This window comes from Paraliomyxa miuraensis, assembly GCF_026337845.1.
In the GTDB taxonomy this organism is placed as follows: domain Bacteria; phylum Myxococcota_A; class Polyangia; order Nannocystales; family Nannocystaceae; genus Paraliomyxa; species Paraliomyxa miuraensis.
Genome location: NZ_JAOVZF010000157.1, coordinates 324,183 through 346,493 on the forward strand (window position 1 = coordinate 324,183; position 22,311 = coordinate 346,493).

At 71.5% G+C, this 22,311-nt stretch carries 16 protein-coding genes; 4 read left to right on the forward strand and 12 right to left on the reverse strand.

What is annotated here, in order from left to right; genetic code table 11:
* Position 1: 1 nt before the first annotated feature.
* The 4 genes from secD to queA form a co-directional block, all read right to left on the reverse strand.
* Positions 2 to 2,161 (reverse strand): protein translocase subunit SecD, encoded by a 2,160-nt coding sequence (gene secD / locus OEB96_RS28675; protein ID WP_266219954.1) that lies wholly within the window; start codon positions 2,159 to 2,161, stop codon positions 2 to 4.
* A gap of 24 nt (positions 2,162 to 2,185) precedes the next feature.
* The gene (gene yajC / locus OEB96_RS28680) at positions 2,186 to 2,668 is read right to left on the reverse strand and encodes a preprotein translocase subunit YajC (RefSeq protein WP_266219955.1); all 483 of its coding nucleotides are present in this window, start codon (positions 2,666 to 2,668) and stop codon (positions 2,186 to 2,188) included.
* Positions 2,669 to 2,849: 181 nt separating this feature from the next.
* Positions 2,850 to 4,097 carry a tRNA guanosine(34) transglycosylase Tgt gene (tgt, locus tag OEB96_RS28685; protein WP_266219956.1) on the reverse strand — a complete coding sequence of 416 codons (1,248 nt, stop codon included), beginning with the start codon at positions 4,095 to 4,097 and terminating at the stop codon, positions 2,850 to 2,852.
* On the reverse strand, positions 4,094 to 5,158 hold the full coding sequence (gene queA / locus OEB96_RS28690; protein ID WP_266219957.1) for a tRNA preQ1(34) S-adenosylmethionine ribosyltransferase-isomerase QueA: 1,065 nt from the start codon (positions 5,156 to 5,158) through the stop codon (positions 4,094 to 4,096). The genes tgt and queA overlap by 4 nt, the downstream gene beginning before the upstream one ends.
* 89 nt (positions 5,159 to 5,247) lie before the next feature.
* Here queA and OEB96_RS28695 point away from each other — a divergent pair, with 89 nt between their 5' ends.
* Positions 5,248 to 6,822 carry a hypothetical protein gene (locus OEB96_RS28695; protein ID WP_266219958.1) on the forward strand — a complete coding sequence of 525 codons (1,575 nt, stop codon included), beginning with the start codon at positions 5,248 to 5,250 and terminating at the stop codon, positions 6,820 to 6,822.
* 106 nt (positions 6,823 to 6,928) lie between these two features.
* Here OEB96_RS28695 and OEB96_RS28700 read toward each other — a convergent pair whose 3' ends face one another.
* Positions 6,929 to 8,959, reverse strand: coding sequence for a Kelch repeat-containing protein (locus OEB96_RS28700; protein ID WP_266219959.1), 2,031 nt, complete (start codon positions 8,957 to 8,959; stop codon positions 6,929 to 6,931).
* A 172-nt stretch (positions 8,960 to 9,131) separates the two neighbouring features.
* On the opposite strand from OEB96_RS28700, the gene OEB96_RS28705 reads away from it, so the two are divergent.
* Positions 9,132 to 11,000, forward strand: a complete 1,869-nt coding sequence (locus tag OEB96_RS28705) for a serine/threonine-protein kinase (protein ID WP_266219960.1) — start codon at positions 9,132 to 9,134, stop codon at positions 10,998 to 11,000.
* Between the two features lie 33 nt (positions 11,001 to 11,033).
* On the opposite strand, the gene OEB96_RS28710 is transcribed toward OEB96_RS28705, so the two are convergent.
* Positions 11,034 to 12,260, reverse strand: a complete 1,227-nt coding sequence (locus OEB96_RS28710) for a hypothetical protein (RefSeq protein WP_266219961.1) — start codon at positions 12,258 to 12,260, stop codon at positions 11,034 to 11,036.
* Positions 12,261 to 12,272: 12 nt separating this feature from the next.
* Between OEB96_RS28710 and amrB the strand changes: the two genes are divergently transcribed.
* Positions 12,273 to 13,469: an AmmeMemoRadiSam system protein B gene (amrB, locus tag OEB96_RS28715; RefSeq protein ID WP_266219962.1), complete on the forward strand. Its 1,197-nt coding sequence runs from the start codon at positions 12,273 to 12,275 to the stop codon at positions 13,467 to 13,469.
* 112 nt (positions 13,470 to 13,581) lie between these two features.
* Here amrB and OEB96_RS28720 read toward each other — a convergent pair whose 3' ends face one another.
* Positions 13,582 to 14,250, reverse strand: coding sequence for a TetR/AcrR family transcriptional regulator (locus tag OEB96_RS28720; RefSeq protein WP_266219963.1), 669 nt, complete (start codon positions 14,248 to 14,250; stop codon positions 13,582 to 13,584).
* 300 nt (positions 14,251 to 14,550) lie between these two features.
* On the opposite strand from OEB96_RS28720, the gene OEB96_RS28725 reads away from it, so the two are divergent.
* Entirely contained in the window at positions 14,551 to 15,087 is a 537-nt protein-coding gene (locus OEB96_RS28725) for a hypothetical protein (protein ID WP_266219964.1), read from the forward strand.
* Between the two features lie 93 nt (positions 15,088 to 15,180).
* On the opposite strand, the gene OEB96_RS28730 is transcribed toward OEB96_RS28725, so the two are convergent.
* The 5 genes from OEB96_RS28730 to OEB96_RS28750 form a co-directional block, all read right to left on the reverse strand.
* Positions 15,181 to 17,991 carry an MMPL family transporter gene (locus tag OEB96_RS28730; protein ID WP_266219965.1) on the reverse strand — a complete coding sequence of 937 codons (2,811 nt, stop codon included), beginning with the start codon at positions 17,989 to 17,991 and terminating at the stop codon, positions 15,181 to 15,183.
* Between the two features lie 99 nt (positions 17,992 to 18,090).
* Entirely contained in the window at positions 18,091 to 18,762 is a 672-nt protein-coding gene (locus OEB96_RS28735) for an HU family DNA-binding protein (protein ID WP_266219966.1), read from the reverse strand.
* A gap of 475 nt (positions 18,763 to 19,237) precedes the next feature.
* A complete protein-coding gene (locus OEB96_RS28740) occupies positions 19,238 to 20,284 on the reverse strand; it encodes a uracil-DNA glycosylase (protein WP_266219967.1) in 1,047 nt (348 codons plus the stop codon).
* Entirely contained in the window at positions 20,281 to 21,633 is a 1,353-nt protein-coding gene (gene coaBC / locus OEB96_RS28745; RefSeq protein ID WP_266219968.1) for a bifunctional phosphopantothenoylcysteine decarboxylase/phosphopantothenate--cysteine ligase CoaBC, read from the reverse strand. The genes OEB96_RS28740 and coaBC overlap by 4 nt, the downstream gene beginning before the upstream one ends.
* Entirely contained in the window at positions 21,630 to 22,307 is a 678-nt protein-coding gene (locus OEB96_RS28750; RefSeq protein ID WP_266219969.1) for a riboflavin synthase, read from the reverse strand. Before OEB96_RS28750 ends, coaBC begins: the two co-directional genes overlap by 4 nt.
* Positions 22,308 to 22,311 lie beyond the last annotated feature (4 nt).

Sequence of the window (22,311 nt, forward strand, 5' to 3'; positions counted from 1 at the left end):
TCTAGATGGACACCCGGTCGAAACCGCGGCGGTTGGCCTGGAAGTCGAAGAACAGGCGGCTGCAGAACACCCCGGTGAAGATCGAGGTGGCGATGCCGATGAGCAGGGTCACCGCGAAGCCCCGGATGGGCCCCGAGCCGTACTGGAACAGCACCAGCCCCGCGATGGCGGTGGTGAGCTGGGCGTCGAAGATGGTGGTGAACGCTCGATCGTAGCCCGACTCGATCGCCACGCGGGCGGTGTTCCCGTCGCGTAGGTAGTCGCGTATGCGTTCGAACACGATCACGTTGGCGTCGACCGCCATGCCGATGGTGAGCACGATGCCCGCGATGCCCGGCAGCGTGAGCGTGGCACCGAACAGCGCCATCGCGGCCAGGATGAGCACCATGTTGAGCAAGAGCGCAAACACGGCGATGAGGCCCGAGCCGCGGTAGTAGACGATCATGAACAGCACCACGCCGCCCAGGCCATAGAGGAAGGCCGTGGCGCCGGACTGCACCGAGTCCTTGCCGAGGTCCGCGCCGACCCGGATCTCGAACTCCTTTTGCAGGCGGGCGGGCAGCGAGCCGCTCTTGAGCACCTTGGTCAGGTCGTTGGCGGCCTCGCGGATCGACTGCCCGGGGGTCGCCCCCAGGGTGATGACGAAGCTGGCCCCGATCCGCTCGTTGAACACGGGGTCGGAGCGCACCGCGTCATCGAGCACGATCGCCATGCGCCGGCCCACGTTGGCCCCCGACAGCTCCTCCATGGCGCGCGCGCCGATGCGGTCGAGGTTGACGCTGACCTGCGGCTGCTGGGTCTGCGGGTCGGGGCGCACGGTGGCGTTGACCACGTGCTCGCCGGTGACCCCGGCGCGGGCCTTGACCACGAAGGTGCGCCACACCACCTCGGGCTCGGCGCTGGCCCCCCGGGTGTAGACCGACACCGGGCCGTAGAACACGGCCAGGTCGCTGGGCAGGCGCCAGTCGGGCGGCAGGCTCTTGAAGAAGTCCTCGAGGGTCGAGCGCTCCTTGGCATAGAAGGCGTAGGGGTCCTTGACCTGAACGCCTGCGTCCTTGCCGTAGCCGGACAGCTGGTGCACCGAGATGCCCATGCCCTTGGTGACCAGCCCCGCCTCGTAGATCGCGCGCAGGTAGGGCTTGCCGGTGTCGCGGAACGGGGTCTCGTCGTCGACCAGGTGCATCGACAGCACGGCCTGGCGCTCGATGATCTTGAGCAGGCGACGGAAGTCGCTCGCGTCCTCGTTGACCGCCGCGCGGGCGGTCTCGGACAGGCCCAGCACCACGGTGGCCTGGTCGGCCGCGGTCTCGGCGTCCTGATCCATGAACACCAGCTCGGCCGTGATGCGATCGTCGACGATGGTCTTGCCGTCGGTGGCGATCTTGTCGGCGAAGGTCTGGCGGATGATCTGCTCGGCCTCGCGATCGGGGATGGTGAGCTTGAAGGCGCCCGGGTCTCCGCGCAGCTCGGTCTCGAACGCCTGCGGCACCCCGGCCTCGATCTGCAGCACGTCGATGACGCCGCGCGCCGCGTCCTTGGCGGCCGCACGCACCTCCGTGGCGGTGTCCGACAGACCCGGCAGCTCGACCACCAGCTGGCGGTTCTTGGGATAGATGTTGGGCTCGGCCACGCCCATCGCGTCGACGCGGCTGCGCACGGTGTCGAGCGCGGTGCTGACCGACTGGCTGCGCTGCTCGGCGAGCCGCGCCTCGGGGACCCGCAGGGTGATCACCCCGTCGGCCTCGCTGGGGCCGTCGTCGGGCTCGATCCGCTGCATGAAGTCGCCGATCACGCCCAGCACGTCGTCGGTGGCGGTGGCCACGTCCTCGGGCTTCTCGAAGTGGATCTGCAGGGTGTCGATGCCCTCGCGGGTGACCTTGACCTTCACGTCCTTCTTGTCGCGAAAGCCCGCCTCGAGCTCGCCCGCGATCTGGTCGAGCTTCTTCTGCACGGCCTCGTCGACCGCAACCGAGTACTCGAGGTGCAGGCCGCCCTGCAGATCGAGCCCCAGCTGGAACTTGCTCTTGAAGTTGTCGGTGATCCAGGCGGGCAGCGTGATCGCATCGGGCGCGATGGCGGCGATGGACGGCAGCACCATGAGGATCGCCATGGTCATCAATGCGGCCAGGGCCGCGGCCTTGAGCTTGAGGAAGCGACGCATGGTCGGGGCCTGCTCGTGGTGACGTTATGCGCCCTTTTGGGCGGCTTCGGAGGAATCGGCCTCGTCGTCGGCCTTCTTGGAGTCCGTCTTCTTGGACTTGTCGGCGGCCTTGTCGTCCTTGGCGGCGGCCTTCTTGTCGTCCTTCTTGCCCGCGCCGGCCTCTTCGGCCTTCAGCACGTTCTCCTGGAGATCCTCGATCTTGCTCTTGAGCACGCGAATGCGCACGCGATCGGCGAGCTCGACGACCGCGATCTTGGGATCGTCGGCGTTGGTGATCCGCCCCAGGATGCCGCCCTGGAGGACGACCTGGTCGCCCTTCTTGAGCGCCTCGACGCGCTTCTTGCGGTCCTTCTCCTGCTTGCTCATCGGCCGCAGCACGATGAAGTAGATCACCACGAACATCAGCAGGATGGGCAGCATCCCGCCCAGACCCCCCGCGGGAGCGCCTTCGGCCATCAGCGGAGCGCCGCCGGGCGACAGGGGAACGATCGAGAGGTTGGTGATCATCGGAAGACCGACCGGCCGCGCCGGGAGTGACAGGGAGGGACGAGCGCAAGATATCGCCCGAAGGTGGCTCGTCTGACGGTGCGGCCACGAACGGACGCACCACGAGCAGCCCTCGCAGGGGCGCGCGAGAGGCGGCAGGGGTAGCAGAGCCCCCCGGGGCGGTCAAGACCGCAGGCGTGGCCTAGGGAGCGAGGTAATACCGCGTGATCACGGAAGAAAGCGCAGCGTCGACGTCGGCGAAGGTGCCCGCCCGCACGGCGCCACGCAGCACCGCGACCCACTGATGGAAGAAGTAGAGGTTGTGCAGCGTGGCCAGCCGCAGGAACAAGGGCTCCCCCTGGCGGTGGAGATGCCGCAGATACGCGCGGCTGAAGCGCCGACACGTGAGGCAGCCACACGTGGGATCGACCGGGCCGGGATCGTCGCGTAGCCGGGCCCAGCGCAGGTTGATCCGACCATGCCACGTGAAGAGCTGGGCGTTGCGAGCGTGCCGGGTGGGCATGACGCAGTCGAACATGTCGACCCCCGACCGTACGGCCGCCAGCAGATCGTGCGGGGTCCCGATCCCCATCACGTAGCGCGGCCGGTCCTGCGGCATCAGGGGGGCCACCGCGGCCAGGGTGGCGTGCATGTCCGGGATCGGCTCGCCCACGCTCAGTCCGCCGAGGGCCAGGCCATCGAAGGGCAGCGCGCGCATGACCTCGAGGTGAGCGCGCCGCAGCTCGAGGCTGGTCCCCCCCTGAACGATGCCGAAGCACAGCTGCCCCGGCCCCAGGATCTCACCGCGAATCGCGGCGGCCTCCCGGGCCCAGGCCGTGGTGCGTGCCACCGCCTCGCCCATCGCAGCCGCATCGGCCTGGCCCGGGGGGCAGTGGTCGAGGACCATGCAGATGTCCGAGCCCAGGCACGCCTGGGCCTCGAGCACGCTGCGAGGCGTCATGCGGTGGGCCGAGCCATCGAAGTGGGTGCGGTAGTCGACGCCCTCGTCGTCGATGGTCTGAAGGCCGCGCAGCGAGAACACCTGGAAGCCGCCGCTGTCGGTGAGGATGGCGCGCGGCCACGTGGTCATGCCGTGCAGGCCTCCGAGCGCTCGCACCAGCGCCGCGCCCGGGCGGTGGGTGAGGTGGTAGGCGTTGCCGAGGATCACCTGCGAGCCCACGCTCGCGAGCTCGTCGGGGGTCAGGCCCTTGACCGCCCCGTAGGTCCCCACCGGCATGAAGCACGGGGTGTCGACCGGTCCGTGGGCGGTCCACAGGCGGGCCGCGCGGGCGGGACCGGCCTGGGCGAAGACCTCGAACGTACCCGGCGGGCGGATCTCGAGCGTGGGATCGTCGGCGGGCAGGCCCGCGGCGGGGTCGGGTCGCAGCGCGGGATCGGGGGGCCCCGGATCGATCACGGCGGGGCGCTCGGCGGTGGGCGCATCGTTCACGAGGGTTCCTCGTTCGGGTCGGGCGTGTCGGGCTCGCGAGCCACGAGCATGCAATCACCGTAGCTGTAGAAGCGATAGTCGTGCCGGACCGCCTCGCGGTACCACGACAGCACGCGCGACCGGCCCGCCAGCGCGCACACCAGCATCAGCAGGCTGCTGCGGGGGAGATGGAAGTTGGTCAGCAAGTGGGTGACGACCGAGAAGCGAAAGCCGGGGGTGATCACCAGCGAGGTGGTGCCCACGGTCGGCGGCAGGCGGCCTCCGTGCGCGGCGGCGATGCCCTCGAGCGCACGCGTGGTGGTGGTGCCCACGGCCACGATCGGCCGTCCCGCGGCGCGAGCGGCCTCGATGCGGGCCGCCGCATCGCTCGTGAGTTCGATGCGCTCGGCCCCCACGCGATGCTCGGTCACGTCGGTCACGTCCATGGGCAGGAACGTTCCGGGACCGACGTGAAGGAGCAGCTCCACCACGTCGAGGCGCGCGAGCATCTCCTCGTCGAGGTGCAGGCCAGCGGTCGGCGCGGCCACCGAGCCATCGTCGCGGGCGTAGACGGTCTGGTAGCGCTCGAGGTCCCCGGGCCCGGGACCCTGCGGGCGCGCGATGTAGGGCGGCAGCGGAAGCTCTCCGCGCTCGTGCAGCACCGACAGCATCCGTCCGTGCTCCACGGTGAAGCGACGCGCCCGCGCGTCCACCGGATCGGCGCCCTCGTAGCGCAGGCACAGCCCACCGGCGTGTAGGGCGTCACCGGGGCGCAAGCGCTTGGCGCCGCGTACCCATGCGCTCACGGTGGCCCCCACGCCCTGGGCCGGCGAAGGATCGGCGACCAGCAGCTCGAAGCGGCGACCGTCGTCGCGCGTGGCATGGAGCCGCGCTGGCACCACTCGCGAGGCGTTGACCACCACCAGCGCATCGGGCGGTAGGTGCTCGGGCAGCGACCGCGATCGCACGTGAACGGGCGCCTCCCCCGTGCACACCATCAGCCGCGAGTCGCCACGCCGAGCGGCCGGCGCTTGTGCGATCCGCTCGGGCGGCAGGTGGTAGTCGAAGGCCTCGGGGCCCATGGGGCAGGTGGAGCTTGGAGCAGGCCAAGGCACCCGTGCAAGGGCAAGGCTCCCCCTGCCCCACCGGAATTCATGGCACTGTGGTTGGCGTGCCTCCCGTCACGCTTGCGCTGATGCTGTCGCTGTGGGCTGCTCCGGCCACCGCCTCGGGGCCGCCGCCAGCCGCCGAGCCGCCGCCCGGGCCTCCGGCCACCGAGGCCGCACCACCCACCGAAGCACCCTCGGACGACTACGTGCAGCAGGCCCCGCTCGACGTGGAGACCCTGCTCACCGACAGCAGCAAGGCCTACCTCCAGGCGCGAGCCCGGCTCGAGGACCACCCCGAGCTGGCCGCCGAGGCCATCCTCGATCGCCTCGCCACCGTGCCGCCGCCGACCAGCACCGATCGCAAGCGCCTGCTCGACGTGCTCGCGGTGCTCGGCCTGCCCGATCACGTGGAGCTGTTCGCCCAGGAGCTGCGCCGGGCCGTGGCGCGGGCCGAGGACTTCCAGGACGAGTCCAAGGCGCTCAAGCAGTGGCTCCCCCTGCTGGTCGAGCAGGGCGCGGTGGCCGTCCCCTCGCTCACCGCCCTCGTTGCCGATCGAGAGCTCAACCTCATCACGCGCGGGACGATCCTCGAGGCGCTGGTCGAGGCCACGCCCTCCGCCGACGTGGCCAACCTCGTGCCCCTGGTCGGACGCGGCGCGCGACCGCTGCGCCAGCAGCTCTACCGCTCGCTCAAGCGACGGGCCGGCCGCGACGCCCAGGCCGCCGCGGTGCTGGTGGCCGCCACCGACGAAGCCCTGCGCCAGGCCGAGACCGCACGCGTCCCCGCCCTGCTCGCGCTGCGCGGCGTGCTCGCCCGCGACGACGACGGCTTCATCACCACGCTGGCCACGCTGGCCGAGGACGAGACGACCGCGTTCGCCACCCGGGTCGCCGCCCTGCGGGCGCTGTCGGGCCGCAGCGTCGCCGCGGCCCACGATGCGCTCGTTCGGGTGGCCACGCGAGCGCTGGCCCCCGAGCAGCGCGGCACCCAGCGCGGGGAGCTGTTGGCCTGGCTCGCGCTGCGTGGGCTGCCCGCCGACCAGGCACGCCCCCTGATCGAGCAGCATCGGCTCCAAGCCGACGATGCGCCGCGGCTGGCCGAGCTCGGCTTCGCGCACGTCACCCTGCCCTCCGATGGCAGCTGGCTCGCCCCCGCCCTCGACAACCCGTGGCCCCAGGTTCGCCAGGCCGCGCTGGCGCGGGTCGAGGGCCCATGCCCCTCCTCCAACGAGAAGCTGCTCGAGCAGCGCGCGCACCTGGCCGGGCGCCGGTCCGAGGACGATCGCGCGGTGGCCCGCAGCGCCGTTGCAGCGCTGGGTCGCTGCGGCGCGGGTGATCGCCTCGCGGGGCTGCTCGGGGACCTCGACCTCGACATCGAGCTGCGGGCCGAGGCAGCCCGTCAGCTCGCTCGCCTCGGCGACGACGAGAGCATCGCCGCCATCGCGTCCGTGCTCGACGCGGGCACCGACCGTGCGCTGGCCCGTCGCCTGGCCAGCGCCCTGCGTCACATGCCCAGGGCCACCCCGGCCGGCGACGCGCTGCTGTGCGAGGTGGCCACCCGCAGCGACGAGGCCGGCCATGCCGCACGCGAGAGCCTACGGGCGCTCCACGACGATCCATCCCAGGCCTGCCAGTAGCGCGCACCCGAGCACGCGCGCCCTGCCTGCTCGCTCGATACTGGCTCGATACTGGCTCGGTCCTCGCTCGGCATCGCGCCGCATGTGCGCGCGACGGCTGGCGCCTTCACAGCCGGGTCAGCCGGACGCCATAGACCCGCATGTCGCCCGTCCCCGACGCGCCCATGCCCACCGACCACGGCCGCGGATCGTCATCGTCGAACGTCACGGGGCACTGCGCCACCACCTGCCCTCCCTCGCGCAGCAGCACGCCGCTGGGCCGCACCTCCACGCGCAGGACCTTGGCCTCGTCATCGAAGCGGATCCCGAACGGCGCGCAGCTGAAGTCCTGCACGCGCTCCTGCGGATCGCGAAGGTGTGCCTGGATCCGGTCGGGCTCGAGCGACACCGACACCGCCTCGACCCCGCCGTGTCCCAGCACGATGTGCGGCACCACCTCGCCCGAGTTGACCTGCACCGTCGCCTCGAAGCGCAGGCTGGTGCTACGAAAACCGCGGGCGTGGGCCCGCACCCGAGGAAACCGGGGATCGGTGCTCTCGGTCGCCAGCAAGCGCAGCGTCTCGCCCTCGAGCACCACGCGCTCGGGATCGTGCACCACCCAGCTTCCCAAGGCCGCGCGATCGACCTCGGGGATCCGCTCGTCGGGACCGTCGAGGGCCGGTCGGATGCGCAGCGCCAGCGGCTCGACCAGCGCCCCCGTGGCCGGATCGCGCCCGCCGAGCAGCAGCACGCTGCCGTCGGCCAGCGCCACGGGCGTGGTGTCCACGCGCCGATCGGTCGACATCGGCCGACCCGGCCCCGGAACGAAGAGATCGAGCACGTCGGTCCCGTCCTGACCGACCCCGGCCACGGGCAGCAGCACCCCATCGGCGAGCACGCGCTCTCCGGGCAGCGTGACCAGGCCGCGTCGCATGACCTCCGAGCCGCCAGCCCCCAAACCGCCAGACAGATCCGCAAAGCAAGGGGCCTCTCCCTCGCACCATCCCGCCCACGGCCGGTACTCGTCGCGCGTGTGCTCGGTGATCCAGTGGATCCGCCCGTCGGCCATGGCCAGCACCACCAGTCCCCCCTCGAGCACCGTCACCCCGACCACCGCGAGGCCCTCGTCCAGCGGACCGCGTGGCTCGCCTCCATAGCGGCGAAACCGCAAGGAGTCCGGACGATAGCGCTCCACCACGTGCACCGGCTGCCCCGCCGCGTCGGTGCCTCCGGCCAAGAACGCCACCCCGTCGCGCTCGAACACCACGGTGGCGCCGAAGCGCGGAATCACCACCTCGGGCCCGGGGCGGAACACCAGCGACGAGCCCACCGCCTCGATCCACACCGCGGTTCCCAGCACGCTGGGGTCGTCGTCGTCATCGTCGAGGGCGCACTCCTGCGCGTCGTTCAAGCGCTTGCACCCGCCGACCAGCAGGATGCGCCCGTCGGGCCCCACCGCCGCCGCATGGTAGGCCCGCGCCGGATCGTCCTCGGGCGGCAGCACCACCGGCAGCGGTGCGCCCACCGGATCTCCCTCGTCGTCGAGATCGATGAGCACCACGTCGTCGCGCGCCGCCGTGCCCTCGCTCGTCCCTCCCACCACGAGGAACCGCCGGTCGCCCAGCGCGTGCACCGAGTGCCCCACCCGGGTGATCGATGACGCGCCTCGCAGCCGCGTCGTGTCGCCATCCTGATCGTGGAGGTGGACCACGGCGCCCGCCAGCTGGCCCTGCGCGTCGCGCCCTCCCACCGCCACCACGTCCCCCTCCCGCCCGACCGCCGCCGCCATCCCGATTCGCGGGCCCACGTCGTCCTCCACCGGGCACATGCCATCGACCCGCGCGAAGTAGACGGGAACGTCGCCTTCCTCGGCCAGCCGCGCCGTGCGACCCACCGCCTCGACCGTCTGACCGAGCAGCCCTTCCACCGTGACCCCGACCACGGGAAGGTCGCCCCACGCCATCGTCTCCTCCCCGTCCGACAGCAGCACCTGCGTGCCTCCACTGGTAGGGAAGTCCCCGCGCGCCTGCACCCGCAAGCTGCTGATGAGGTCGTCGTCGATCCCACAGCCCACCTGCGCCACCAGGCGCGGCGGCTCCGGCCCGCCGCAGGCCGACAGCGCGCCCAGCAGTGCCAGCGCCAGCCCATGGCCGAGCACCTTCCGCGCGCGAGCGCACCCGAGCATACCTCCGCACGTCCGGCCGAGGCCTTGGCCCGAGCGCTGGCCGAGGCTTGGGCCAGTCCTTCGGAAGGAAGGTCGCGGCCGCATCGGCCGGGCGCGCTCGCTGCCCCGCTCTGACATCGGCCAACGATGATAGCATGCCGCCACGGTGTCCTTCCCGAGCTCGGGCGCGCCCGCGGCGGGCCATGCAGATCGGGCCGGCGATGGGACCACGCCGGTCGCGTTCGGCAAGTATCGCCTCCATCATCGCATCGCGCGGGGCGGCATGGGCGAGGTCTACCGCGCGAGCCTGGTCGGCGAGCTCGGCTTCGAAAAGCCGCTGGTCATCAAGACCATCCTCCCCGAGCTCGCCTCGCAGCCGCGCTTCATCGAGATGTTCGCGGCCGAGGCCAAGACCGCGGTCGCCCTGAACCACGGCAACATCGTCCCCATCTACGAGCTCGGTCGCGCCGAGGACACCTTCTACATCGTGATGGGCTACGTCGACGGCCCCTCCGTCGCGCAGCTGCTGGCCGCGCACCGTCGCAAGGAGCAACCGCCTCCACTGCCCGTCGCGCTCTCGATCGTCCGGGGCGTGCTCTCGGGTCTCGCCTATGCCCACACCGAGGAACCCGGCCGTCCTGCCGTCGTCCACCGCGACGTCACGCCACGCAACGTCATGGTCGATCGCAGCGGCCAGGTTCGCATCGTCGACTTCGGCATCGCGCTGCCGGCCCGTGCCGCCACGGCCACCCGCGCGGGCTCGATCGGCTACGTCGCCCCCGAGCAGGCACGCGGTGGCACCGTCGATCCCCGCGCCGACGTGTTCAGCGCGGCCTGCCTGCTCTACGAGCTGGTCACGCTGGAGCGCGCCTTTCCCCACGAGGGCGTGTGGACCGTCCCCGAACTCACCGCGCTTCCGCCCGCGGTGCAGGCACCGCTGACGCGCGCCCTGTCGCTCGATCCAGCCGAGCGTCCCGCCGACGCCAGTGCCTTCCTCGGCACGCTCGGCGAGGCCATCACCCGTCACGCCCCCACGTTCTCCGAGTCCGATCTCGCCGCTCACCTGCGCTCCATCCACCCCGACGGGCGCTGGGAACCCACCGAGGACTCGAAGGCCGCCGGAGACGTCGAGGACGTCACCCCCACCACGCGGGTTCGCCCCACCACCATGACGTTCGCCACGCGGCTGACCGCGGTGACCTCCGCCCCGGCAGACACCGCCGACGAGGCCGAGCCCGACTCGATCGACGGCAGCCGCAAGACCGGGGCAACGACCGATGCCCACGACGATGCCACGCGCACCACCGCACCGGCCACGCCGTCGCGAACGTGGCCGGTCGCGCTGATCACCGCCACGGCGGCGCTCGTGGGGCTGTGGCTGTGGTCGCAGCGCTCGCCCTCCTCCGACCGCGATTCCATGGCCAGCCGCGTGTCCCCCGGGACCACGCCATCGATCACCGTCCCCGTGCCGCCCCGAGCTCACCAGGACGGCAGCCCCGACGACGACGCCCACGTCGCGGGCTCGGGCTCGGGCTCGAGTTCCGGCGCCACGGGCAGCACCACCAGCCTCGTTCCTCACGAGCCCCTGCCGCCCGCCCTCGTGCTCCACGTGGATCCGCCCGACGCCACCGTCAGGATCGGGACCCAGCGCTTCGAGGGCGGCTCGCCCTTCACGCTGCCGCTGCCCACCCGCGGCATGCTCGAGGCGATCGTCGAGCACCCCGAGCACGAGCCCCAGACCATCGAGCTGCGCGCCGGAGCGCCGGGCGAGCGCTCGGTCACCCTGGCCTCCGCCCCCAAGGCCCCCCGCGGCCGCGGCAGTCTGCAGGTGCTCGCGCCCTCGGTGTCATGGGCCGAGGTCACCGTGGACGGCCGCCGCTTCGGCGTCACTCCGACCCGCAAGCTCGAGCTCGCCGCCGGAGACCACCGGGTCGTCGTCCGCTGCATCCCCGACGTGTGCCCCGAGCCACGGATCCTCCTGCGCCGCACCGTCGAGATCGAGCCCGGCCAGACCCTGCGCGTCACCGCCCAATAGCGCCGAGTCGAGGGCCGCTCGGGGCCGAGCCACCTACGGGCGCAGGAAGCCCTTGCCATCGATCGACAGATCCGGCCGTGGCTCACCGCCCACCACGACCCCCACCGTCACGGCCCCCGCGATCACCCCGCCGATGAGCAACCACGGCACCGCGCGTCGCAGCCGATCTCGGGGCGAGACGAACGAGCTGCTCGACAGCACGATCGACCGAGCCCGAGGCGGCGGCGCAACGGCCGGCCAGGGCTCGTCGTCATGGAGCACCGCCGTCGCCTCGAAGCCCCCCGTCGCGAGCACGTGATCGATCCCGGGCGTCCAGCCGTCCCGCTCCTCGTACCACGCCGCACCAAACCCCTGGCCGCACGCATAGCGCTGCACGCCCAGGCGATCGTCGCGCAGCCGAGCCAGCAACAACCAGTCTGCACCCGAGAAGTCGCACAGGCGCTCTGCCATCTCGCGATCCGTCGGCAGCCCCGGGTCCAGGACCGACGCATCCTCGGGCACCACCCATGGCGCGTCGGTGCTCACCACGGCCCCCACCGGGGCATGGCCCGGCCGACGCACCACCACCAGGTGATCCCCCGGAGGTACCGGTCGCCGTCCCGGCACCCCGTCGATCTCCACCGCCAGCGGGCCCTGGGATCCCCCGGAGATCTGCAAGCTCGGCCACCGTGAGGCCTCGGCAAGCACCGCCGCCTGCTGTCGGGCGTAGGCCTCCACCACCGGCGGCGGCACCTGGCGCGTGGAGGGCGTGGTCTCGGGATCCAGCGCCACCGCGGCGGCCAGGGCTCGCTCGAACCCTTCCGCATCGCCCTCCGCCCACGACAGCTGGGCCCGCAACACGTGGGCTTGCCACGCCAGCGTGGCGGCACCGGGCACCGTGGGAGCCGCCAGCACCGTCTCGAGCAGGCCGTCCACCGCGGAGCGTGCGGCGGGAAGCTGCCCCTCGCGATACGCCGCGCTCGCCTCGTCGAGCATCGAGCGCCAGCCTGCGACCTTCTCGAGCGAGGCCCGCGGCAGCGACAGCGTCACCCGGGCCCGCGCCAGCGCCGAGGCATCCTCGATCACCGCCTGCCGCGGCAGGCCGGCCCGCATCGCGAGCTCGTCGACCAGCCGTTGCTGCAACGCGGGCGCGACCGTAGCCTGGTCGTGCCACACCACGCCGATCGTCTCCCCGCCCGCGACGTCGGTCGGGTCCACCGCGGGCGCGACCGCGGGACCAACGGCCACGGTCCATGTGGCCGCGAGCAGCAAGAGGTGCACCCCCGGAGTTTCATGGACCGGCCCAAGCTACGCAAAGTCGATCGTTTCGAGCACCGCCGGGAGGGTCAGGATCTGCTCGTGGTGCGCGATCCGCTCGGTCTGGCCGAGCCCTTTGCGCTCGAAGTCGAGCTTGCTCCCGTGCTCGACCTGCTCGACGGGACCCGTACCCTGCCCCAGATCCGCCAGTCCTTGCTGATGGGGGCCGGCCTCGACCTCCCCCTGCCGGACCTCCAGGACTTCGTGGCGCAGCTGCGCGAGCAGGGCCTGTGTGACGACGACTCCTTCCGCGAGCGCTGGGCCGAGCTGCACACGGACTTCCTCGAGGCTCCGCAGCGCCCCCCCACCCTGGCCGGGCTCGTCTACCCGGCAACGCCCCATGCGCTCGCGACCGAGCTCGAGCGCGCCATCCCCTCGGTCCCATCACGGACCCGGCCCGATGGCACCGTGATCGGCGTGCTCGCCCCCCACGGACCGATCGCCCAGGTGGGACCGCTGCTCGACGAGACCCTGCGCGGCCTGCCTGCTCCCGACCGACTCGAGCACATCGTCCTGCTCGGCACCGATCATGGCCCGGGCCTGCTCCCCTATGCCGTCACCGCCAAGCCCTACGCCACCCCCCTGGGCGCCCTACCTCCGGCCATCGATCTCATCGATGCGCTCGAGCGCCGAGTCCCATGGATCCGCCGCGAGGAGCTGCGGCACCGCAACGCGATCAGCCTCGAGCTGGCCGCAGTGTTCCTCCTCCACTTCTATGGAGAGCGCTGCCCCCCCGTGATTCCCGTGCTGTGCGGCGCGACCGGCCTGATGGACCCTGAGCAACGAGATCAGCGCGAGCGCTTCGAGCTCGCCCTGGGCGGCCTGTGCGAGGATCGCCCCGTGCTGTGGTGGCTCAGCGCCGAGCTCTCCCACGCGGGACCGGCCTACGGCCGCCCGCCGCTTCGGCCCACCGATGCCATGGAGCTGCAGGCTCGCGACGCCGAGCTGCTGGCGGCCCTGCGCACGGGCGACGATGCGACCCTGGCCCAGATCACCCTGCGCGAGCACCCGCAGGGCCCCGCCAGCGGAGGTCCCACCCTGGTCGCCGCCGCCCGCATGCTGCCGGCCGGCTACCGTGGCGAGCTGTGCCGCCAAACCAGCGTGCCGGCTCCGGGTGACGAGCCCGGCGTGGTGGGGATGGCGGGCATGCGACTGCACGCGCCTGCACGCTGACGAGCGCGTCCTCGCCACGCCATGCCAGCCTCCCAATGACAGAAGGCCGGTCGCCCCGAGGCGCCGGCCTTCTGCTGGTTGTCGTGGGGCTCGCTGCCCCTGGTCCTGCCAATCAGCTCGCCAGCGACGACTCGGCCGAGACCACCGTGGTCTCGGCTCGCATCGCCGCCATCGTGGCCGCCACGTGGTCGGCCCCGCACAGCATGCGGATGATGAGCTCGGCGGCCTCTTGCGGCCGCATGGGCAGCTTGCCCTCCGGGTCGACCGTGCTCTGGGCCGCAAGGCCCTGCACCATGGCCAGTACGCAATCGGCGGCCCGGTCGACGTCCACGTCGCGGAACACCCCGCTGGTGATCCCGCGCTCGATGACACCCGAGTAGAGCACCCGCATCACGCGGAACGACTCCTCGAGCTTGTCGCGGAAGCTCGCGTCCTGCGGGGCCATCCCGATCAGCAGATGCTGCAGGCGGGTCTCGTCGGGCTCGTCTTCCAACGTGCGAAGGTGGGCAACCACCAAGCGGTAGAGGGTGCGATCGGCTGGCTGGTCGGAGACCGGGTCGAACGACCAGCGCCTCTCCAAGTTGCGTACCTGCGTGTCGAGGATGTCCTGGAACAGGGTCTCCTTCGCACGATAGTGGAAGTAGACCCCGCCCTTGCTCAGGCCGGCCTCCTTGGCGATGTCGAGGAGCCGCGTTGCGGCAAAGCCTCGGCGTACGAAGCAGCGAGTGGCGGCTGCGCGAATCTGCTGTTTGCGCCACTCATCGGAGCGCTGTCGAGTCATGGTTGTCCTCCGGGTCGGTGTTGGGGGCTTCCCCGCCCGTGAAGGACCCCACGCTAATCCCTGCGGCCGTGTAGGAGTCCAGCGCTTTTTGTGGTCGACCGACGGACAGTGTTCACGGCCTCCAGGCGTGCAATCTCGTTCGCACTGTCGAGGCTGGCCGAGAACCGACCCGTAGGCCGGTCCTCGACCGTGGTCGTTTGCACTACGATATTCGAACCGAATCGGCCCGATGATGGGAATGGGACCCGTGAATACCCTTCCCCAGGGCCGCGTCTGCCAAGCCACCAAAAAGGACTGCCCATGCCCAAGACCGCCCACGCAAGCTTCCTGATGCCCTCCGTGCTCCTGGCCGCCCTCGTTGGGCTCGGCGGATGCCACATCAGCTTCCAATCGGGTAGCGGCAGCCAATCCCCCAACTCGACGACGAGCGCCAAGCCGGCCAAGCGAAGCCCGAGCAAGGCGACCAGCTCGTCGAGCACCAGCAGCAAGCCGATCAACAACAAGTCCAGCAGCAAGCCGACCAGCTCGGATCCCGCGCCCGCACCGGCCAAGACCACCGACCCGCAGCGCAACGACCCCGAGCCCACCGAGCCCACCGACCCGCAGCGCAAGACCAACCCGCAGCGCACCGAGCCCACCGACGACGGCCCCACCCGCAACCCCAAGCACCTCGGCAAGGCCGACAAGAACGGCACCGTCGAGGACGGCGGCGGATCGTCGGGCGGAGCCAGCACCATGGATCGCCCGGGCAACGTCACCACCCCGACCAAGGACGACGGCGGCTCGGGTGGCGCCAGCACCATCAAGCGCCCCAGCACCGTGACCGCGCCCCAATAGCCAACGACAGCAACCGACGACGCACGTCGTCCTCGAGCCCGAGAGCCGCGACCCCCTGGTCGTGGCTCTTCTTCGTTTCGAAGGTCCCGCCGCCTACCGAACCCGTCGGATCACCAGCAGCACCGCGGGCAGCACGAGCAGCGTCGCCAGGAGGCAGGTGCCGATGCCGATCATCATCAGGCTCCCGAACGACTTCATGCCGCCGTGGGCCGAGACCGCCAGGCCTCCGAAGCCCACGATCGTGGTCAGGGCCGCCACCGCGATCGCTCCACCCGTGCCGCGGATCACCGTGTCGAGCCGACCCTCGAGGGGCTCGTCATCGTGCTCCACCTCGCGGCAGCGATGCATCATGTGCACGCCGAACGCGATCCCGATGCCGAGCACCAGCGGCATGCTCACCACGTTGGCCACGTCGAAGCGGATCCCGAACATCGCCATGATCCCGGTCATCCACAGCCAGCCGATGGCGGTGGGCACCAGGGACAGGCCGGCGTCCTTGAGGCTGCGAAAGTCGATCGCCAGGATGAGCACCACCAGCACCGCCGCCATCACGGCCGCGCGCTGGAAGCCCTCGATCACGATCTCGCCGTGGCGGACGTGCACGGTCGCAAGGCCCGAGACCTTGGGATCGATCTCCACCATGTCGAGGCGGAAGCGCTCGGCCACGTCGCGCTCCCAAAAGCGTCCCGCCGGCACGGCGTAGAGCGCCACCTCCTGGCCATCCTTGGAGACGTAGCGGCGGGCGAACAGCGACGGGAGATCACCGGGCGCATAGTGGCCGCGCTCGGCCACCGCCGCCGCCGTCTCCCACGCGGGGCGAAGGAGGGCAGCGGCCCGCGTCTCGAGGCCCGCAAGCCGCGTGCGACCGGCTTCGTCCAGTGACTTGGCTCGATCGCGCAGCCCCTTGAAGGCCGCCAGCGCCTCGTCCATGGCGGCCAGTACATTGGGCGGCATGTTGGCCTGGGTCATGGCCAGGCGCGACTCGTCGAGGGCATCCACCACCGCCGAGGCGGCCTTCTCCAGCTGCTGTGGCGTGGTGGAGCGAGCGGCGAGCGCTTCGAAGTCCGGGGTCACCATGCCCGAGAAGTCGGCCCGCAGCGCGGCGAGCCGCTCGGGGGTCAGCGGCGGCAGCAGGTCGCTGGGCGATTGCACCCCCGCCACGGTCGACAGCGCGCGCAGTCGTTCCGTCATCGCCCGCGCGTGCTCGATCGAGTCGGCTCGCAGGTTGGCGAACACCGGGCTGGCCACCGGGTCGTACTCGAGACGATCGAGCGCACGAGACGACTCGGTGCTCTCGGGGAGGAAGTCGAAGTAGCGCGGGTTGAAGCCGACGCTCGGCACGGCGATCGCTCCCGCCACCGCCGTGCCCACGCCCAGCACCAGCAGCGGCACGGCGAGCTTGCGCGTGAGCTCCGGCAGCGAACGCAAGCCAGGAGGCTCGGGAGGCATGCGCACCTTGCCCGGCTTGCGGCGCAGGAGCGCGGGCAGCAGCAGGAAGGTGGCCCCGACCACGATGAGCAGACCGATCGACGTGACCACGCCCAGCTCGCCGAACGCGGTGAAGTCGGTGGTGGCCGAGGTCAGGAAGGCCGCCGAGGTGACCACCGCGCCCGTCAGCACACCGGGACCCGTGCGAACCATCGCCGAGCGCACGGCGTCGCCCGGGTCCTTGCCTCCGCGCAGTTCCTCGTTGAATCGCGAGATCGCGTGCACCGAGAAGTCGATACCGAGCCCGAGCAGCACGGCGACGAAGCTCGACGTCACGAGGTTGAGATCGTCGTAGAGGACGTGGACCACCGCCAGCGTGCCCACCACCCCGGGCGCCAGCGGGATCAAGGCCACGAGCATCTGTCGGAGCGAGCGAAATAGAAGCAGGCACAGCAGCGCGATGCCGAGGGTCGTGGTGACCGACGAGACCTTCAGGCCCAGCTCCAGGATGTCGAGCTCGTCGGCGGACAGCGCCGGCGTTCCCGTCAGGTCGGCGGTGATGCCAGGCGGGGCGTCGGCCAGCACCTGATCGCGCAGCGATCGCATGCGCTGGACCATCGGCGCCACGTCCACGCCTTCGTCGCTTTGCAGCTCGGGGAACACGTTCACGAGGTGTCCGTCGCCGGCGGCGGTCACCAGGTAGCCACGCTCGTCGAGGCCGGTCTGGCCCTCGAACCCTGCGTCGTTGGGCAAGCGCGCCAGCGGGTCCTCGCCTGTGATCGCGGCATCGAGCACGCTCGCGAGCATGGCCAGCCGACGCAGGCCTTCATCGGCGCTCGCGGCCGCCTCGGCCGGACTGGGGGGGGCGCCCGGGGTCGGCGGTGCACCAGTGGGCGGGGCGCCTGGCGGGGGCGGAGCGCCCGGCGGAGGTGGTGCATCGTCGCTGCCCTCGGCCGCGTCGGCTCCGTCGTCCGCGTCGGCTCCCTCGTCCGCGTCGGCTCCCTCGTCTGCTCCTTCCTCTTCCTCGTCGTCGCCACCCTCGGCGTCTTCGAGCTGAGCGTAGATCTGCTGCTCGAGCGCGCCGAGCCAGCCGGGCAGACCCATCTCGACGAGCGCGGCGAGGTCGGTGCCCGGCGGGAGCTGCTGGCGCATCTGGGCCAGGGCACCGGGCTGCTGCAGCAACAGCAACGGCGCCACCGTGCTCGCTTCGACGTGGCCGAGCACGCGACCGGCGAACTCGGGCTCGGCCTCGAGCGCGGCTTGCAATCGATCGACCACCTCCCGCCGCTGCGACGGCTCCCCGCCCTCCACCAGGAACACGGCGCTCTCGGGTCGGCCGAAGCGCTCGTAGAAGTCGACGAGCAGCGCCTGCTGCGGATCCTTCTCGGACACGAGACTGGTGCGCGAGGTGCTGACGCCCAGGCCCGGGATGAGCAGCCCCGCACCGAGCATCAACACGCCCACGATCAGGAGCAAGACCGCAGGTCGGCGAAGGCCTGCTTCGGCCAAAGCGGCGAACCCCCGTGCCCTCCAATCCTCGGCCATGGACCGTCCCCCGTCGTCCACCAAGCGCGGCTAGCCCGTGCCACGCGAGCGCGTGCGTCGGCGGCTCGACACCCGCTGCATGGGTGACGGCGCGAGCTCGGGCTCCGGCTCGCTCCGCCCTCCGTGCCCCGTGGCCACGTCGAGGGCGTCGGGCCCGGGCTCGTCGTCGCGTGGCGTGAGCCGCCGCTTGCTGGGCCCAACCGCGAGCGTCCGTGCGCTCGCCGCATCACGAGCGCGCGCCTTGACCTTGGCGCGGGCCTTGGCCTTCTTCTTGTTGGGGCCGACGTTGACCGAGGCCGCGACGCGCTCGCTCGACTCGACGTCCGGCCATCCGGTGGCCGGGCCACCATCCGGAGGCTCGCCCGACAGCTCGGCGCCGTCCCCCACGCGCAGCGTGGGGTTCATGGCGTCGCGGAGCTCGCGGCTGGCCTTGAAGTCGATGGTGTTGCAGGCCTCGATCTGAATCGGCTCCAGCGTGCGCGGGTTGACGCCCCGACGCGCACTACGGCGCTTCTTGGTGAAGGTACCGAAGCGCGGGAAGGTGAACCTCGGGCTCTGGCTGCGCGTGACCCTTGCGCGTGCGAAGTAGCTGGCCAGCTCGTCGAAGGCGATGCCGAGGATCTGGCCGATGAGCTTCTTGCTGGTGTCGGGGGGCAGGTCGCGAGAGCGCGCGATTCGTTCGATCAGTTCTGCCTTGGTCATGACCGTCGGGCGCGAAGTCGGACGACGTGGAAGCCCTCGGACGCCGAAGGAATCCGGCATGCCGGGCCGCCAAAGATAGGAGTGTGGCGCGGGTGCGTCAACCGTTTTCCGTGTGGTTCGGGCTCGTCGCGCAAGCGGACGACGAGCCCCGGTCGTCGACTGCATCGTTGGGTCGTACCACGCACGGTCGAGACTTCGAACAAACGCGCGCGACTTTCACCAAGGGCTCGGAGCACCCACGGTCTCGGAGCACCATGCATGCGCCACGGGCTCGATGCGCACGTGATGGCCTCACGTAGTGGGTCACCACTACCCACGGCACGTGCGCTGATCGCAGAGCATCCTCTCACACGAGAAGGTCTTGACTTGCCGGACGGCCGGCGCCGTGCTTGGCCGCGATCGACACCGCGACCAGTGCGGGCGTGCATGCCGAGCGAGCGAGAACGGCACGTCGCACCCGAGCGAGCGCTCGCGCTCAGCGGCTCGTGCCGCGCACGAACGTGAGCGCGCGCCGAAGATCGGTCATCACCATGTCGGTGGGCGAAGGACGGCCGGGTACGGGCTCACGACCATCACCCTCCTGGCGCAGCACGTAGGCCGGGTGATAGGTGACGACCAACGGGATCTGGATGCGCGCGGACGGGTCCTCCTTGGGCGCCCCCGCGTCATAGAAGAGCCGCCCTCCTCGCATCGCGCGGAGCGTCATGTCCTCGCGTCGCGACAGCAGCATGCCCGCATGGCGCCCCAGCGCCACGATCACCTTGGGCTCGATCGCACGGATCTGCGCCTGCAAGAACGGCGAGCAGCGATCGACCTCGAGCGGCTTGGGATCGCGGTTGCCCGGCGGGCGACACTTGAGCACGTTGGCGATGTAGACGTCGTCGCGGGACAGGCCCAGCTCGGCGAGCCAGCGGTTGAGCAATTGTCCGGCTCGTCCCACGAAGGGCTCACCCTGCCGATCCTCGTCGGCACCGGGTGCCTCCCCCACGAACATCAGATCGGCCTCGGGATTGCCGACCCCGAACACGATGTTGGAGCGCGTGCGAGCCAGGGGGCAGCGCTGGCAGTCGCCCACGTTCTGTCGCCGCAGGTACTCGAGCTTGGTGGCCGGACTCCAGCGCTGGGCCTGCTGGCGCAGCGCCTCGCGATGGGCGACGACGGCCGGCGCTTCCTGGACGGCGTCCGTCGGGGTTGGTGCCGACGCATCTGCCTGAACTTGGGCGGCGGGAGCGACGGTCTCCACGCGAGCGGCAGCCGAAGGCTCGGCGCGGGCCGGACGCTCCGACGCGCCGCCGGGAGGCGGCGTGGGGCGGGTCTCGACCGGCGGCGGGCTCGTCGGAGGCTCGGCCCGGGCCTCGCTCCGCTCCACCGTGGCGAGCGCGGCGGGCTCGGCGGTCCTGCCCGGCGTGGTGGATGCAGCGGGCAGAAGCCGCGCGCTCACGTACTGCTGGTCCCACCGACCGCGTCGATGCTCGAGCGCGAGCGCGAAGCGACGCGCCAGCGTGGCCGCGTCGTCGCTCATGCCGAAGCCTCCGCAGGTGTCGTGGCCTCCGCAGGTGTCGTGGCTTCCGCAGGTGTCGTGGCCTCCGCAGGTGTCGTGGCTGCCGCAGGTGTCGTGGCTGCGAGCGCACGCCCGTGCAGCCGGTCGAGCAACCATCCGGCCAGCGCTTCCTTGGCCACGGGAGCCCCGGCGTCCTGCAGCTCGCCCTCGCGAAACACCAGCAGGCCCGTGTTGGTGTCGCTGCCAAAGCCCACGCCGGGAACGCCGACGCGATTGACGAAGATCGCATGGCAGCCCTTGCGCGCGAGCTTGGCCTCGGCCGCCTGCCGCAGGGCGCCGTGCACGTCGTGGCCCTCGTCGACCGTCTGCGCCCCGAACCCGAGGAAGAAGCTGCGAGCGCCGAAACGATCGACCAGGGTGGCCAGCACGTCGACGCCAGGGACCCATGCGGCCGCCTCGAGCGCGCGGGGGAGCTCGAGCTTGTCGAGCTTGCCCGCGCTCGGATTGCGCGGCGCGAGGTCGGCCACCGCAGCCACCATCGCGACCAGATCGCAGGGCCCCTGCTCGAGGACCCCGCGCATGGCGGCGAGCATCTGGTCGGCCGTCTCCACGTCCACGCGGGTGACTCCGGGTGGAGTCGTGCGCTGCACCGGACCAGCCACCAGCGTGACCTCGGCGCCGCGCCGCGCCGCCTGCTCGGCGATCGCAAAGCCCATGGCGCCGGTCGATGCGTTGGTCAGGAACCGCACCGGATCGAGGTAGGCCCGCGTGGGCCCGGCCGACACCACTACGCGTCGACCCGCCCAGCTCTGGACCCCGCGCAACATCGGCTCGGCGTGCTCGGCGATGATCGCAGGATCGATCATCCGGCCCTCTCCCACCCAGCCGCAGGCCAGCTCGCCGCGATCGGGTCCGACGAAGCGATCTCCTCGCGCGACCCCGCGTGCGGCCAAGGTCGCGAGGTTGTGCTGGGTGGCGGGGTGACGCCACATGTTGGTGTTCATCGCAGGCGCCCACAGGATCGGCGCGCGGGTGGCCAGGAGCACCGTGCTCAGCAGATCGTTGGCCATGCCCGCCGCGGCGCGGGCCATGAGGTCGGCGGTGGCCGGAGCCACCACCACCAGGTCGGGCCAGTCGGCGAGCTCGATGTGACCCACCTGCCCCTCCTCGCTGGCATCGAGCAGCTCGATGCGTACGGGACGACGGCTCACGGTCGACAGGGCCATCTCGGTGGCGAAGGCCCGCGCCGCGGGGGTCATCACCACCTGAACGTCCCAGCCCCGGGCCACGAACGCACGGACGAGCTCGGGCGCCTTGTAGGCGGCGATTCCACCGCTGACCCCCAAGAGCACCCGTGGTGCGGACGTCATCGGCGGCCGTCTCCCGGATCGAGGTAGCCGGCCTCGACCAGGGCGTCGACCGACAGTCCGGGCGGTGGTGGAGGCTCGGGCGCACGACCATACTCGAGCAGCCGCGCCACGTAGCGCGCCACCAGGTCGACCTCGAGATTGACGCGACGACCCGCTGCGAGACCGTCGAGCGTGGTGACCTGCAGCGTGTGCGGCACCAAGCCCACCGAGAGTCCCACCGCGTCGATCCCATTGACGGTGAGGCTGGTGCCATCGACGCAGATCGAGCCCTTGGGGGCGACGAAGCGCATCAGGTCGCCCGGCACGTCGATCCACACCTCGCGAGCATCGCCGCGTGCGAGCACCGAGCGCACCGTCCCCACGCCATCGACGTGTCCGGAGCAGAGGTGTCCGCCCAGAGGATCTCCGACGCGCAGCGCAGGCTCGAGGTTGAGGCGATCGCCGATCATGCGTCCCCCCAGCGTGGTGAGGCGCAGCGTCTCGAATGCGGCGTCGAACTCGAGCCGGTCCTCGGAGGAGGAGGTGACCGTCAGGCACACGCCGTCGACCGCGATGCTGGCCCCCGTCTCTCGCTCGCGCAGCGGGAATCTGGCCTCCACGACCAGCGTCTGCCGCTGCTGCCCCGGGCGCATCGCGACGAGGGTCCCCACCTGTTGGACCAAGCCGGTGAACACGCGA